This is a genomic window from Amaricoccus macauensis (genome assembly GCF_014201905.1).
In the GTDB taxonomy this organism is placed as follows: Bacteria; Pseudomonadota; Alphaproteobacteria; order Rhodobacterales; family Rhodobacteraceae; genus Amaricoccus; species Amaricoccus macauensis.
Window position 1 is genome coordinate 331,249 of sequence record NZ_JACHFM010000002.1, and the last position, 12,518, is coordinate 343,766.

Sequence of the window (12,518 nt, forward strand, 5' to 3'; positions counted from 1 at the left end):
TGCCTCCCTCCCGCCGGGTTATTCGACGGTGACCTTGCCGCGCATGAAGGGATGCGGTGTGCAGTGGTAGGCGTAGGTGCCGGCCTCGTTGAAGGTGACCACGTAGGCCTCGTCCTTCTTCAGCATGGCGCCCTCGAAGGCGTCGTCGCCGACCACACCCTTCTGGAAGGCGATGTTGTGGGGCATGGCCTCCTGGTTCACCCAGACGACGGTGGTGCCCGGCGCGACCTTCAGGTCCGGCGTCTCGTACTTCATCTTCGCGATGTTGACGACGACCGCGTCGGCGGGGGCCTCAGAGGCGGGGATCTGTGTCTCGCCAGGCGTGATCGCGTCGGCGGCGGCTGCACCGCTCGCGCCGGCGAGGGCGATGGTCAGGGCAACGGCCAGGGACCGGGTGGTCAGTGCAAGGTTCATGAATGGCTCCCTTGAAGGATAGTGCCGGAGGCGGCGCGCAGGCCCCCTCCGGCGTGCCGCGTCAGCCGGCTTTGCCGACGATGGGCGAGATGGTGCAGTGATAGGTCATCGCGTCGTCTTCCGCGCCGAAGCACCAGATGATGTCGTTCGCGAATTCCGGGCGGTAGACCGGCAGTTCGCCCTCGGTGTTGAGGCACGGGCAGCGGCCCGACACGTTGGCGCCGCAGCAGTCGCGATAGGCGATCAGGTAGCTCTGGCCGTCCGTCGGGTTGAAGCAGCTCGCCACCCACGAGGCGCTGGCGAGCTTGGTGCCCGGCGGACAGTTGGTGAGCGACCCGCCGGAGCAGTCGCAGATGTTGCCGTCGATCGAGCAGTGGCGCCAGTAGTCGCAGGACTGCACGTCATGATCCTGCGGCGCGAACTTCGCGCGCGGATCGGCCCCTTCCACCGTGGCGGCGTTGGCGCGGCTGACGCGCCCGCGGCGGTCGACCGGCAGGAGCGGCACGAGCGCCGCGCCCGCCATGACCGCCCCGAGGCGGCCAATCGCACCCCGTCGGCTGGTATGGCCCGCAACCCGGCGGGACAGCTTTTCGACCATCGAGTCGAACCTCAGGTTCCCCAGCATGTTGTATCCTCCTCAGGCCGCGGTCTTCTTGCGGCTGGCAATGAACTGCTGCAGCGAGGCGAAACCGCTCTTGTCGGCCTCGAGCAGGCTTTCGAGGTGCTCGCGGGTGTTGGTGAGACCCTTGGAACGGATCACACCCTCCGCATCGAGCAGCACCCCGTAGGGGATCTTTCCGACCTGGAACGCCATGCCGATCTCGGCCGAGACGACGTAGCGGATCTGGCCCAGATCATGGGTTTCGAGGAAGCGCGCATGCTCCTCGGGCGCCCCGTCGCTGATCATCGTCACCGCGATCTTCTCGGCTTTCGCGATCGACTTGATGATCGGGAAGAGCTTGTCGCACACCGGGCAGGACGGCGCGGTGAACATCAGGAGCGTCGGCCGGGCCTCGACGGATGCACCGCCGATGCGGACCGATTGTCCGAAGTAGTCGGGCAGGTCGAACTCCGGCGCCGGGTCGCCGATGTCGGGGCCGTGGTCGGTGATCATCGCGCCCATCGGCGAGGAGCGCTCGTGCAGCAGTCCGATCTGGCGCGTCAGACCGAGCACGACGGCCGTCATGCCGAGCAGCGCGACCCAGAGCAGGATGTTGGAAGCAATCAGGAACGTCATGTGAGCGGCCCTTATGAGTTGGTTGCGTGCTGCCGGAGGGAAAGGCCGCCCAGCATGGAGGCGCTGAAGTAGAGCAGCGCCAGTACGGTGCCCGCGAGCGCGCCGGTCGCGATATCGACCGGGCCCCCGGCCGGCGCCCCCGGGAGGAGCGCGGCGAGGCCGAGCGCCAGCGCTGTCAGCGCGGCGTTGCGCCCGACCATGCGCCAGTTGATCCCCTGCCGCATGCCGTCACGGAAGCAGCCGCAGTCGATCTGTGTCCGCCCGCGCAGCACGTTGACGGCGATGGCGACGCCGAAGGCCGCGAGGAGCGTCGCTGCGCCGAGCGCCGCGGGCAGCGCCAGCGCCGGGACGATCAGCCCCGCCGCCACCGCGATCTCGACCGGCGGCAGCGCCAGCGCCACCGGCCGGGCGAGGGCGTCAGGCAGCAGGCGGAAGTTCCGCACCACGCCGTAAAACTCCTCCATGGCCGTCAGCTTGGAGATTGCCGCCGTCGCGAAGAGCGCCGCGAGAAACACGCGCAGGCTCCACAGGAACAGTGGTTCGGAGAGCACAGCCTGCATGTCAGCTGTCCATGTCGTGGGTGGTGATGATCTGCGGGCCACGGCCAAGCTGGTCGACGCTGCGCAGTTCCTCGCCGGTCTCGGCGTCGAGGATGTAGAGCGTCTGGTCCCCGGCGGAGAGCGCGTAGAGCAGCGGCTCGTCGTCCTGGCTGACGTTGATCGAGTCGATCTCGTGACCGAGCTCGAACTTGGCGATCCGCTGGCCATTGCCGTCCATCACCACGAGGAAGCGGCTCGCCGCCTTGTGCCGCCACTCGTCGCGTTGATCGACGAGGAGGAAGGTGCGGTCCGACTTGCGGTGATAGGCGGTCTGCTGCCAGCCGCCCGGCCGCCATCCGTCAGCGCGCTCCGCTTCGGTCAGAGCCTCGATCGGGTCGAGGAACTTCGCCCCCTCGGCGGTCAGGTCCGCCCGGAAGATCTTGCCGGTGTAGGTCGGCCAGACGAGGCGTCCCGCGCGCATGGAGTAGGCGGGGTGGTTGATGAGCAGCTCTTCCTCGCCGTGGAAGACCTCGGTGTTCGTGACCTTCGGCTCCTCGCCGGAGATGTCGATCTGGGCGAGGCTGCCGTCGCGGCAGTTCATGTAGAAGACGTCCGGCGTCGCCGGGAAGATGTGGTAGCAGTCGGGAACGTCGATCATGCGATCGAACTTCTTGCCCTCGAGATCGACGACGCCGACGGCAGGGGCGGGCGAGAACTGGTAGAAGAGCAGCTGCTTGTTGTCCGGCGTCAGCGCGTTCATCCACTCGTAGGTGCCGAGCAGGAAGCGCGGGGCGTCCGGCAGTTCGATGTCCGCCGTCGGCTCGAACGTCTCGGAATCGAAGACCTCGACGTAGTCGGTGCGCTCGCCGCGGGCGATGCGCTTGAAGACCGTGCTGACCTGGGCGAAGAACGAGCCGTCCGCCGCCGGCAGCGGGTGCGGCAGGAAGCCGCCATCGGTCATGCCGATCACCTCGCCGGTCGAGCCGTCGATGACGAACTGCTGGGTGACCGCCGCGAAGTGCGCCGGATCCTGCACGTAGACCCGCCGGGCGTCCGGCTTCGGCGCGTTCAGCACGACCGGCTCGTCGGCCTCGCCGGAGGCGAGAGCCTGTGCCGCCTCGGCCGCCTCGCGCTCGCCCTCGGTCTGGGTCGTCTGCTCGCCCTGGGCCTGCTGCTCCTGAGCCGGCTGCTCCGGGGTCTGCTGCTCCTGGGCGCTGGCCGGCCCGAACGCCATGCCGAGCGCAATGAGCGACGTCGTGGCAAAAAGGCCGAGCGACCTGACAGGGCCGGGGATAAGGCAGCGTCGAAGGGTCATGGAAGGTCCTCCTTAAAGGCTCTCGGATCCCGGTGCGTGACGCACCGGGGGGCCGTACCGGGGTGAGACGAGTGTGGCCGTCAGGCGAAGGCGAGGACGGCGAAGGCTGCGCCGAGCGCGACGAGGATGGCGCCGTCTACCAGCGCCGCGCGCTCCTGGTTCCGGCCGAGCCATCCCTGGATGGCGTAGTCGGTCACCGGCAGCAGGTTGACCGCCATGGGCAGGTAGCGGCCGAGGTTGAAGATGGCGATGATCGCAATCGCCTCCGGCAGGGTGCCGGTCAGGATCGCCGCCGCAGTTGCCAGGTAGAGAAGCGGCGTCTGCACGTAGGTGAGGTAGTCGAGCCCGAGGGCGAGCCCGTAGATCCCGCCGACCACCGGTTTCGAGAACCGTTGGCGTGCATCATGTGGCACCTGCGCCCGGCGCTGCGGATAGGGCACCTTCAGGAAGTCGAGCTGGTGCGCGCCATAGAGGAGGCCGATCGCCGCCAGCACCGCGAGGCCAAGCCCGGTGCCGAAGCCGGCAAAGCCCGCCAGGGCACCAATCGCGCCGAGCAGCGTCCCGAGAATGACGGCTCCCACCGCATAGCCGAGCCCGTGCATCGCAAAGGTCGGAAGCCAGTCCCGCACGGCCCGCAGTCCCCGCCCGGTGGGACGCAGCAGCGAGATCGAGGAGTAGCCGCAAGGTGACCAGGTGGAGAGCAGCCCGCCCGCGAACGCACCGAGACCGATGAAGGCCGAGAGTGCGGCTCCGCCGTCGGACCGACTGCTGAGGAGAAATCCTCCGGCAGCGCCAATGACGATACTCGAGATCAGGACAAGACGACGCGTCGCCGGGGGATATTCTTGTGCAAAGCTGACGCAATCGTTCACGCCAACCCCATCCCGTCCTGAGATCGGTCCCGTATCTACCGATAAGACCATTCGGTTCCTTCCCCTTTTCACTGCTTCAAAGGTTCTGGCGGGGGTGGGGCCCACTCGCTTCAAAGCGCTTATTTTTCTTTAGTTCGGACAGTCTGGAACGTGTCCACGGGGCTTTAAATCCTCATTCCCGCAGGGGAGGGTTGCAGGAGCGCAGCCAACAGCCTGGCGCTGCCTTAAAGACCTGATAGCGCCGGACAAAAGTGTATTCTTCAGGACATCGGCTCGCCTGTAGGCTGATCAGGCGATGTCATCCTTTGGTTGGAGATCCGGCTCGCCATCCCGCGCGGTGAAGAGGCTCGCGCACCATTCGGCGACCGCGCGCGCCAGCGAATCATCCCTGAGATGAGCCTGGGAAAGCAGCCACACTTCCCGGCGGATCGGCAGCGGCGTTACCTCGATGGCGGCATCCGCCGCAAGGTCACGCACCAGCGGATCCGGCAGGACCGCGACACCCTTGCCACTGAGCACGAGGGCGCGCATCAGATTGAGATCCGAGGTCTCCACGCGCGGTTCCCGATCGCCGGCGATTGCCCGCAGCGCATCCATCTCGGGGGTCTGGTCGAGCGGCTCGGGGTAGGCCAGCAGCATCGCGTGCCTCGGGATCCGCCCTCGCGGACCCACCCGCGAAAAGCCGATCTGCCCGACGCGCCGCATCAGGAAGGCGCCGCGGGCGGGCCTTCCGAGTCGCAGGGCGAAATCCGCCTCCCAGCGCGACATGTCGATGTTGCGGTCGGACGTCTCGATCCGAAGCGTCAGTTCGGGGTGCTCGGCAAGCAGCGTCGGCAGTTCCGGCGCGAGCCAGTACTCAGCGATCGCGGCGATCGTCGACAGGCGGAGAATTCGCTGCGCCTGGTCGCCTTCGCGCAGGATCCGCCGGATGTCGTCGGCGGCCTTCTCCATTTCGTCGAGCTGGCGCAGGATCGCCCGGCAGGTGCCGGTCGGCCGGCGCACACCGTCGATGGCCTCGAAAAGCTTCGCTCCGGCATCCGATTCGAGGCGCGTAAGACGCCTGCCGACGGTCGTCTCGTCGATCTGCAATGCTCTCGCCGCGCGGGAAAACGAACCCGCTCTGCAAATGGCAGAGATAATCCGAAAGTCGTCCCAATTCATGACAAGTCCCCCCTCTCGCAACGTACGCCATCGCTGGCGAACCGTTGAGCCCGAAGAGGCCGATGCCGGTCAGGTATGCATGAAACGCAGGCCGACCATCGTGGCCGGGGACGGCGCATCTCGTCGCTGCCGAGGTCCAGCGCCGGCGGCGCGCGCCTCAGAACGCGGCGGCACCCGCGTCGGCCACCGACTGGTCCTGCGCGCCGCTGCCACCGCTGACGCCGACCGCCCCCACGACCTGTCCGTCGCGGCGCAGCGGGATGCCGCCGGCGAAGATCATGATGCGACCGTGGTTCGAATCCTGAATGCCATAGAATTGCTGGCCCGGCTGGCTGTTTTCACCCAGTTCCTGCGTGGAGGTATCGAAGGCGCGCGCAGTGAAGGCCTTGTTGATCGAAATGTTGATGCTGCCAATCCAGGCATTGTCCATACGCACATGGGCAACGAGATTTCCGCCGGTATCGACGACCGCGACGTTCATCGGCTGTCCGATTTCCGTGGCCTTGGTTTCGGCAGCGGCAATGACGCGTCGGGCATCCTCAAGGGTCAGCATCTCGATCTCCATGTTCGGCAAGGCATGCGGCGGGGGTCGATGCGGGTCAGCCCACACATGGGCTAATCCCGGCGGTGCCGGTGGGGTTCCGCAACTACGCGCCCGCTCGACAGCCATTTCGCCAATCTCAGGCAACGCGGCGGTCATCCGCGCGTTCGTCGTCTGAGCATGTCTGACCCCGCCGCGGATGGGACGGCCGCGGAGGGGATGACCGCGGAGGGGTGCCCGCCCAACACCGTGTTCCAGGGTCTCACGCCTCGGCCGACGCCGCTCCGGGCGGGCGGCAGTCCCACGGCCGATCGGCTGGATACTGTCGGGGATGCGCCACACCGTCACCGACGTACAGGAGTACAGGAGGTGCAGGGTTTTGTCGGAACTCTCGACACTCGCCCGCCTCTCGGGCCTCTTCTATGAAGCGGCCTTCAGCCCGGAGCGAACCGGAGCGGCGATGGCGCACCTGTCTCGCGTCCTCGGCGACGCGTGGGGCGTCTTCGGCTTGTCCGGACGCAGACGGACAGAGACCTTTCACGGCGACTGCTCGGCGGACTTCGAGGCGCTGTTCTTCGATCCCCGGATCGCCAACCCGCTTCTGCCGGTGCTCGCGGACCCAGGCCTGAACGGGGTGCTCTCGGACGCGGACCTGATGCCGAACACCGAATTCCGCCGCACGGTGTTCTACAACGAATGGCTGACGCCGCAGCACGCGGCCGGCTTCCTGCTCGCCAAGGCGCCGATCGGCGGTGGGCTTTCGGCGGTCCTCGCGATGAACCTCTGCCGCTCCCCGGGTGGAAAACAAGCTGGGGCGACGAGCGACCGGACCGCGGCGGCCCTGCTCAAGGGCCTGGCCCCGGTCATCGGTCGGGTCGCGGCGATCCGGCTCCGGACCGCCGGAACGGCATTGCGGCATGTCGGTTGGGGCATTGTCGACGGTGTGGGACGGACCATCGGTTTCGACGCGATGGCCGAGGCGTTGCTTGCGGCGCCGGGAGCCGGGATCGAACTCGTGCACGGCCAGATCCGGCTCCGCACTGTCAGCGGCGAGACCAATCTCGACCGGCTGCTCGCCGCCGCTTGCCGGCGCGGGCCGGACAACCCGGCAACAGGCGGCGAGATGCTGGTGCGCCCGGCCGCGCCTGGCGGACCGCTGCTCCTGGTGGGGATCGACCCGCTGGTCGGCGAGAACGAGCCCCTCGGGACGAGCGGGCTCGCGCTGCTCCGTGTCGAGAACCTGAGCCCGCACGCCGAGGCAGACGACGAGGTCGAGGAGCGGCTGCACCAGTTGCTCGGGCTCACGGCTCGCGAGGCGCATCTCGCGCTGTCACTCGCCGCCGGCCGCTCGCTTGCCGAGCATGCGGTGGGCCGTGGGGTCTCGCTCGAGACCGCCCGCACCCACCTGCGCGGCCTTTTTGCCAAGACCGACACGTCGCGTCAGGGGGAACTCGTCGCGCTACTCAATCGAATTACGCGTGGTCCTCGTTGAAATTCACCCGTTCAGGGGAAGCGGGCGGACCCTGATCGGTGTCTGATGGATACAGGGATTCGAATTACCGATCCCATCTTGACTGGAAGGGTGCGACGCCGGGCCCCGCGGCCATTTCGGGCTGTGCAAGGGCGCGTGCCATCCCAGTCTTCGTCGGCCCAGGGTGTCGACGACGTCGTGCCCGCTGGTCGATGCCGATGGCGAGCGCGGCGTTGCGGTTCGAGAGGCCCTCGGCCTTGGCCCGCGCCAGCACCTGGGCGAGCGAGCGGTCGAGCGCGCTGTAGAGCCCGCTGTTCACCTCGGTCTCGTCCCAGAAGTACTGTTGAAGATCCCGCACCCACTCGAAGTAGCTGACGATCACGCCACCGGCGTTGCAGAGGATGTCCGGGGGCACGAAGATGTCGCGGTTGCGCCCGGCGATGATCGCGTCCGCCTCGGGCGTCGTCGGGCCGTTCGCACCCTCGGCGAGCACGCGGCACTGGATGCGGCCGGCGTTCTCCGCGGTGATCGCCCGCTCCATCGCCGCCGGCACCAGCACGTCACAGGGCAGCGTCAGCATCTCCTCGGGGTCGACCTCGGCCTTCTTGCAGAAGCCCGCGAGCGTGCCATGCGTCTCGATGAACGCCTTCGGTCCGGTGATGTCGAAGCCGCGGGGATCGGCGTAGGCGCCGGTATGATCGCTGACGCCGACGATCTTCACGCCATGCCCGGCGAGCTCGAACGCCGCGACGGAGCCGACGTTGCCGAAGCCCTGCACGATGGCGGTGCTGCCTGCCGGCTCGATTCCCAGCAAGTCCATCGGAATCTCCAGGTGATCGGCAATCCCGTGGAACTGCGTCTTTGCCATGTCGAAGACCGGGCCGGAATACATCGGAAGTGCCCTCTCGGAGGGGCTTGTCACCGGGAAGGCGCAGGCCTTCAGCGGGTGCGGGGGATCAGGTGGATGCCGGCGAGCATGCAGCGGACGGAACTGCCGGCGAGCTTGATCGTGGGCACATCGAGCGGCAGCAGGGTCACGAAGCGCTCCAGCGTTGCGCGCTGCTCGTCGGTCAGGGCGCGAAGCGCGCGGGCCGAGAGGGCCAGCACCGGGCCGTCGGCCCCGAGGAGTTCGATTGCGTTTCCGGCGAAGTCACCGATCTGGGCTTCGGTGACATCGATCACCGTCCGCCCGGTGCTCTCCAGCCGCTCGCGGACCTCGGCGCGCTCGTCGGCGTCCGGGATCATGCCGAGACCCGCCAGCACGTACTCGGTGCCGATGCACATCAGCACGTTGGTATGGTAGATCGCGCGGCCGGCGGCATCGACCGCGTCGAAGACCATGGGCTCGAAGTTGAAGTGGGTGCAGAAGCGCTCGAGCAGCACCGGGTCGGCGCGGGTCGACCGGCAGACGTAGGCGACGCGCTCCACATGGTCGAGCACCATGGCGCCGGTACCCTCGAGGTAGAGCCGGTCCTGCTCCATCCCGGAGTAGTCGATGACGTCCTGCACGCGGTAGTCGCGCTTCAGCATCTCGATCGCGTCCGGCCGGCGCTCCTTCCGCCGGCTCGGGATCGCCATTGGATAGATCGCGACATGGCCGCCGGTGTGAGTCGAGAATCAGTTGTTCGGAAAGCAGGAGTCGGGCGTCAGTCCGCTCTCGTCCTCGAAGACGTGGACGCCCACGCCCGCGGCCTCGATGCGCGCGGCGGCCTCCGTCACCTCGGCGTGGGCGGCGGCGGCGATGGCCTCGGCCTCGCGCCGGGCGTCGACCGACTGGAAGGCGTTGTCGGCCGCCGTTTCCGGGTTCGGCGTGAAGCGGTGCGGACGGATCATGACGACCGACCTCGGGGCCTGGGCGGAGAGGAGCTTCTGGGTCATGGCTTTATCGCTCAGGCAGCCTCGGCTGGGGTGACGGCGGCGGTGACAACGCCGAAGAGGTTGCGCGGGTCGGTGGGCTCGGCGAGAAGTGCCAGCTCGACGTAGAGGTCGGTTCCCTCGGTCCGGTCGCGCAGGTAGCGCAGGGTCGAGAAGTCTTCCGTGGCAAAGCCGACCGAGTCGAAGATGGTGATCGTGTCGTTCCCGCGCCGGCCCGAGGCGGAGCCGGTGATGACCTGCCAGAGTTCCGTCACCGGGAAGTCGGCGGGCATCTGCTGGATCTCGCCCTCGACGCGGGTCTGCGGCGGGAACTCGACGAAGACATCGGCGCGCTCGAGGATGCCGGCCGCAAGCTCGGTCTTGCCCGGGCAGTCGCCGCCGACCGCGTTGATGTGGACGCCGGCGCCGATCATGTTGTCGTTGAGGATCGTCGCGTGCTTCTTGTCCGCAGTGACGGTGGTGATGATGTCCGCCCCCTGTACCGCCTCGCCGGCGCTGTTCGCTCGTCGGCGGGGGAAAAGGCGGGCGAGGCCCAGTTGATGGGACGATCCTGGGGCGGGCTGACCACCAGAATCCACGCCGCCGTCGACGAAAGCGGCCGGCTCTGGCGCCTGATCCTGCGCGCCGGCCATCGCGGCCATGTGCCGGTTATGGCCGTACTGATTGAGGGCTTCGCCCTGGAGATTTGACTGGCCAACGCCGCCTACGACAGCAAGGCGCTACGTGGCACCCTGCTCGAGCGCGGCACCACCCCCGTCATTCCGAACAATCCCACGCGCAAGCGTCCGCACCCCTTCGACCGCGGGGCCTACCGCCAGCGCAACGCCATTGAGCGCACTGTCTGTCGTCTCACGAACTGGCGGCGCGTCGCCACCCGATACGACCGGCTCGCAACAAACTTCCTCACTGCCGTCACCATCGCCGCAACCGTCAGACTACCGGTTGTGAGTCCCAACCCCGGTATAACTCTCGCCCGAGTTACACTTCATGTCACCTTGCGCGAGCATTGATACCCACAAGGACAAAAGCTCCGGCGCAAGCTCATCGTTCTGATCGAAGCTGCGGTGGACGGCGATGCCGCGAAGGACTGAGAGCGTCAGATGAAGAAGCTTTGTCGCCGACGAGTCCCCCTGACCATGCCCTAACAGGCGCAACAAGCTATCATCTCTGATCTTGATCCACCTGGCCATTTCGGCACGCAGAATCCGGCCCAGTTCGTTATCCTGACGCGCCGCCAACATGAGTTCGACCGCCGCGATGTAGCGCCGGTCGTCAAACATCGTTTTCCACAATTGTTGGGTCAGTTCCGACATCGGCACGACCGGATGGTTCATCGGCAAGGCGACTGGGGAATTCCGTTCCCAATCCTCATGCAGATGTCGAAGAGCAGCGACGAATAGTTCCTGCCGCGTCGGAAATTGATGGGTCAATGCACCACGCGAAATCTTGGCCTTCTGAGCGATCATCGTCGTGGAGATTCTTTCGTGGCCAAATTCCGCCAATCCTTCTAGTGTAGCTTCGCAGGCGCGCCAACGAGTACTGGATGAACGTTCTGCTTGCGACCGGCGTATTGTGATTCGTTTTTTGTCGGGAGCAGTTTTGTCAGCCATGCCTTTTGTCCTCTAAAATTTTGTTAGTCCGACTGCTATGGTGGACGGTTGCTCGGGGATCGACCAAGGAGGCTATCACCAATCAAAGCGAATTACCATTTTCTTTCATCCACTTATGACATTTGCGGACTGTGCTGTTTTTTTATGTAGACAGAGCTTGGAAAAATCTATGTGCTTCGTCGCAAGGATACCCTCGGTATCCCGATGACGGTTTGAGCGGACAAATTGGGGGGACGGGAATGGCGGATTACATCTTCCACGGGGGTCGGGTGCTGGATACTGACGCTGGAACTCTCTTGGAGGGAGTTGAAGTGCTGGTAGAAGGCAACCGGATTTCTCAAGTCAGTACTGACTCGATCAAGTCCAAGGGTGCCAAACGGATTGATTTGGCAGGCCGGACCTTGATGCCCGGCCTTGTCGATGCCCATGTCCACGTCGTTGCGACTCTCGTGAACCTCGAGCTCAACGCCGCTCTTCCCTCATCCCTGGTCGCGTTGCGTTCCGCCGGGATCATGCGCGACATGCTGATGCGCGGCTTTACAACCTTGCGAGATCTTGCCGGTGCTGATCTGGGACTGCGCCTTGCGGTCGAAGAAGGCACGATCGAGGCACCCAGACTCGTGATCTGCGGCAAGGCGCTGAGTCAGACTGTCGGCCACGGCGACTATCGTCAGCGATCGGACAATCGCCCCCCGCACGATGGCAGTCTGGGCAGTCTCGGCATCCTGGTTGACGGTGTGGACAATGTCCGTCGCGCAACCCGGGAGCAGATCAAGAACGGCGCTCAATTTATCAAGATCATGGCCAATGGCGGTGTTGCATCACCCAATGATCCAATCGATGTTCTTCAATATTCCCGAGATGAAATCGTTGCCATTGTAGAAGAAGCTACCAATTATGGGACCTACGTCGCGGCGCACACCTATTCCGATGCTTCGATACGCCGCGCTGTCGAATGTGGTGTGAAATCGCTTGAGCATTGCAACCTGATCTCGGCGGAGACGGCTCGGTTTGCCGCCGAGCGAGGCTGCATCGCTTGCCCCACGCTGGCCGCATATGAAGGATTGGCGCTTGAGGGTGCGGCCTTTGGTTTGAACCCGGATTCGCAAGCCAAAATCGACACGGTTCGGGTCAAGGGATTGGAATCGCTTGCAATCATGCGCGAAGCAGGCTTGCCGATGGCCTTCGGCTCCGACCTTCTCGGCCAACTGCACAAGTATCAGACAATGGAGTTCTCGATCCGGGCCAAGGTTCTGACCAATCATGAGATCTTGCAGTCGGCCACTCGCATATCGGCCAGACTCTGCGGGATGGAAGATGAGATCGGGATCATTGCGCCGGGCGCATTCGCCGATCTGCTCGTCGTCGACGGCAACCCGCTGGAGGATCTGACCGTCCTTGAGCGCCCGGATGAATGCCTGAGCGCCATCATGAAGGACGGCCGTTTCGTCAAGAATAGCCTGGTCGGGTCGATATGATCCGC

General features: G+C 65.7%; 13 protein-coding genes and 2 pseudogenes. 3 read left to right on the plus strand and 12 right to left on the minus strand.

Annotation, left to right across the window (positions count from 1 at the left end):
• Positions 1 to 18 precede the first annotated feature (18 nt).
• The 8 genes from HNP73_RS09110 to HNP73_RS09145 form a co-directional block, all read right to left on the minus strand.
• Positions 19 to 414: an amicyanin gene (locus HNP73_RS09110; protein WP_184148361.1), complete on the minus strand. Its 396-nt coding sequence runs from the start codon at positions 412 to 414 to the stop codon at positions 19 to 21.
• 61 nt (positions 415 to 475) lie between these two features.
• Positions 476 to 1,039: a methylamine dehydrogenase (amicyanin) small subunit gene (gene mauA / locus HNP73_RS09115; RefSeq protein WP_184148362.1), complete on the minus strand. Its 564-nt coding sequence runs from the start codon at positions 1,037 to 1,039 to the stop codon at positions 476 to 478.
• Between the two features lie 12 nt (positions 1,040 to 1,051).
• A complete protein-coding gene (gene mauD / locus HNP73_RS09120) occupies positions 1,052 to 1,651 on the minus strand; it encodes a methylamine dehydrogenase accessory protein MauD (protein ID WP_184148363.1) in 600 nt (199 codons plus the stop codon).
• A gap of 11 nt (positions 1,652 to 1,662) precedes the next feature.
• A complete protein-coding gene (locus HNP73_RS09125) occupies positions 1,663 to 2,211 on the minus strand; it encodes a MauE/DoxX family redox-associated membrane protein (protein ID WP_184148364.1) in 549 nt (182 codons plus the stop codon).
• Position 2,212: 1 nt separating this feature from the next.
• Entirely contained in the window at positions 2,213 to 3,505 is a 1,293-nt protein-coding gene (mauB, locus tag HNP73_RS09130; protein ID WP_246399698.1) for a methylamine dehydrogenase (amicyanin) large subunit, read from the minus strand.
• 80 nt (positions 3,506 to 3,585) lie between these two features.
• On the minus strand, positions 3,586 to 4,134 hold the full coding sequence (locus HNP73_RS09135) for a hypothetical protein (RefSeq protein ID WP_281379218.1): 549 nt from the start codon (positions 4,132 to 4,134) through the stop codon (positions 3,586 to 3,588).
• Between the two features lie 531 nt (positions 4,135 to 4,665).
• Positions 4,666 to 5,538, minus strand: coding sequence for a LysR family transcriptional regulator (locus HNP73_RS09140; protein ID WP_184148366.1), 873 nt, complete (start codon positions 5,536 to 5,538; stop codon positions 4,666 to 4,668).
• 157 nt (positions 5,539 to 5,695) lie between these two features.
• The gene (locus HNP73_RS09145; protein ID WP_184148367.1) at positions 5,696 to 6,091 is read right to left on the minus strand and encodes a GlcG/HbpS family heme-binding protein; all 396 of its coding nucleotides are present in this window, start codon (positions 6,089 to 6,091) and stop codon (positions 5,696 to 5,698) included.
• Between the two features lie 367 nt (positions 6,092 to 6,458).
• Between HNP73_RS09145 and HNP73_RS09150 the strand changes: the two genes are divergently transcribed.
• A complete protein-coding gene (locus HNP73_RS09150; protein ID WP_184148368.1) occupies positions 6,459 to 7,571 on the plus strand; it encodes a helix-turn-helix transcriptional regulator in 1,113 nt (370 codons plus the stop codon).
• Between the two features lie 64 nt (positions 7,572 to 7,635).
• Here HNP73_RS09150 and HNP73_RS09155 read toward each other — a convergent pair whose 3' ends face one another.
• The 3 genes and pseudogenes from HNP73_RS09155 to HNP73_RS09165 all read right to left on the minus strand — a co-directional run.
• Complete coding sequence (locus HNP73_RS09155) at positions 7,636 to 8,442, minus strand: glutamate dehydrogenase (protein ID WP_184148369.1); 807 nt, start codon at positions 8,440 to 8,442, stop codon at positions 7,636 to 7,638.
• Between the two features lie 47 nt (positions 8,443 to 8,489).
• Positions 8,490 to 9,428, minus strand: a pseudogene (gene ctlX / locus HNP73_RS09160) (citrulline utilization hydrolase CtlX).
• An 11-nt stretch (positions 9,429 to 9,439) separates the two neighbouring features.
• Positions 9,440 to 9,922 (minus strand): annotated as a pseudogene (locus tag HNP73_RS09165) (Rossmann-fold NAD(P)-binding domain-containing protein); the annotation flags it as partial.
• 192 nt (positions 9,923 to 10,114) lie between these two features.
• Between HNP73_RS09165 and HNP73_RS24075 the strand changes: the two are divergent.
• Positions 10,115 to 10,435, plus strand: a complete 321-nt coding sequence (locus tag HNP73_RS24075) for a transposase (RefSeq protein WP_184150521.1) — start codon at positions 10,115 to 10,117, stop codon at positions 10,433 to 10,435.
• Here HNP73_RS24075 and HNP73_RS09175 read toward each other — a convergent pair.
• The gene (locus HNP73_RS09175) at positions 10,361 to 11,035 is read right to left on the minus strand and encodes a TetR/AcrR family transcriptional regulator (RefSeq protein WP_184148371.1); all 675 of its coding nucleotides are present in this window, start codon (positions 11,033 to 11,035) and stop codon (positions 10,361 to 10,363) included. The genes HNP73_RS24075 and HNP73_RS09175 overlap by 75 nt on opposite strands.
• Before the next feature lie 239 nt (positions 11,036 to 11,274).
• Here HNP73_RS09175 and HNP73_RS09180 point away from each other — a divergent pair, with 239 nt between their 5' ends.
• Positions 11,275 to 12,513, plus strand: coding sequence for a metal-dependent hydrolase family protein (locus HNP73_RS09180; protein WP_184148372.1), 1,239 nt, complete (start codon positions 11,275 to 11,277; stop codon positions 12,511 to 12,513).
• The last annotated feature ends 5 nt before the right edge of the window (positions 12,514 to 12,518 follow it).

What these genes read in the sequence shown, in the direction of transcription:
- HNP73_RS09110 (WP_184148361.1), bottom strand. Translation starts at nt 414, where the DNA reads ATGAACCTTGCACTGACCACCCGGTCCCTGGCCGTTGCCCTGACCATC.
- mauA (WP_184148362.1), bottom strand. Translation starts at nt 1,039, where the DNA reads ATGCTGGGGAACCTGAGGTTCGACTCGATGGTCGAAAAGCTGTCCCGC.
- mauD (WP_184148363.1), bottom strand. Translation starts at nt 1,651, where the DNA reads ATGACGTTCCTGATTGCTTCCAACATCCTGCTCTGGGTCGCGCTGCTC.
- HNP73_RS09125 (WP_184148364.1), bottom strand. Translation starts at nt 2,211, where the DNA reads ATGCAGGCTGTGCTCTCCGAACCACTGTTCCTGTGGAGCCTGCGCGTG.
- mauB (WP_246399698.1), bottom strand. Translation starts at nt 3,505, where the DNA reads ATGACCCTTCGACGCTGCCTTATCCCCGGCCCTGTCAGGTCGCTCGGC.
- HNP73_RS09140 (WP_184148366.1), bottom strand. Translation starts at nt 5,538, where the DNA reads ATGAATTGGGACGACTTTCGGATTATCTCTGCCATTTGCAGAGCGGGT.
- HNP73_RS09145 (WP_184148367.1), bottom strand. Translation starts at nt 6,091, where the DNA reads ATGCTGACCCTTGAGGATGCCCGACGCGTCATTGCCGCTGCCGAAACC.
- HNP73_RS09155 (WP_184148369.1), bottom strand. Translation starts at nt 8,442, where the DNA reads ATGTATTCCGGCCCGGTCTTCGACATGGCAAAGACGCAGTTCCACGGG.
- HNP73_RS09175 (WP_184148371.1), bottom strand. Translation starts at nt 11,035, where the DNA reads ATGGCTGACAAAACTGCTCCCGACAAAAAACGAATCACAATACGCCGG.
- HNP73_RS09180 (WP_184148372.1), top strand. Translation starts at nt 11,275, where the DNA reads ATGGCGGATTACATCTTCCACGGGGGTCGGGTGCTGGATACTGACGCT.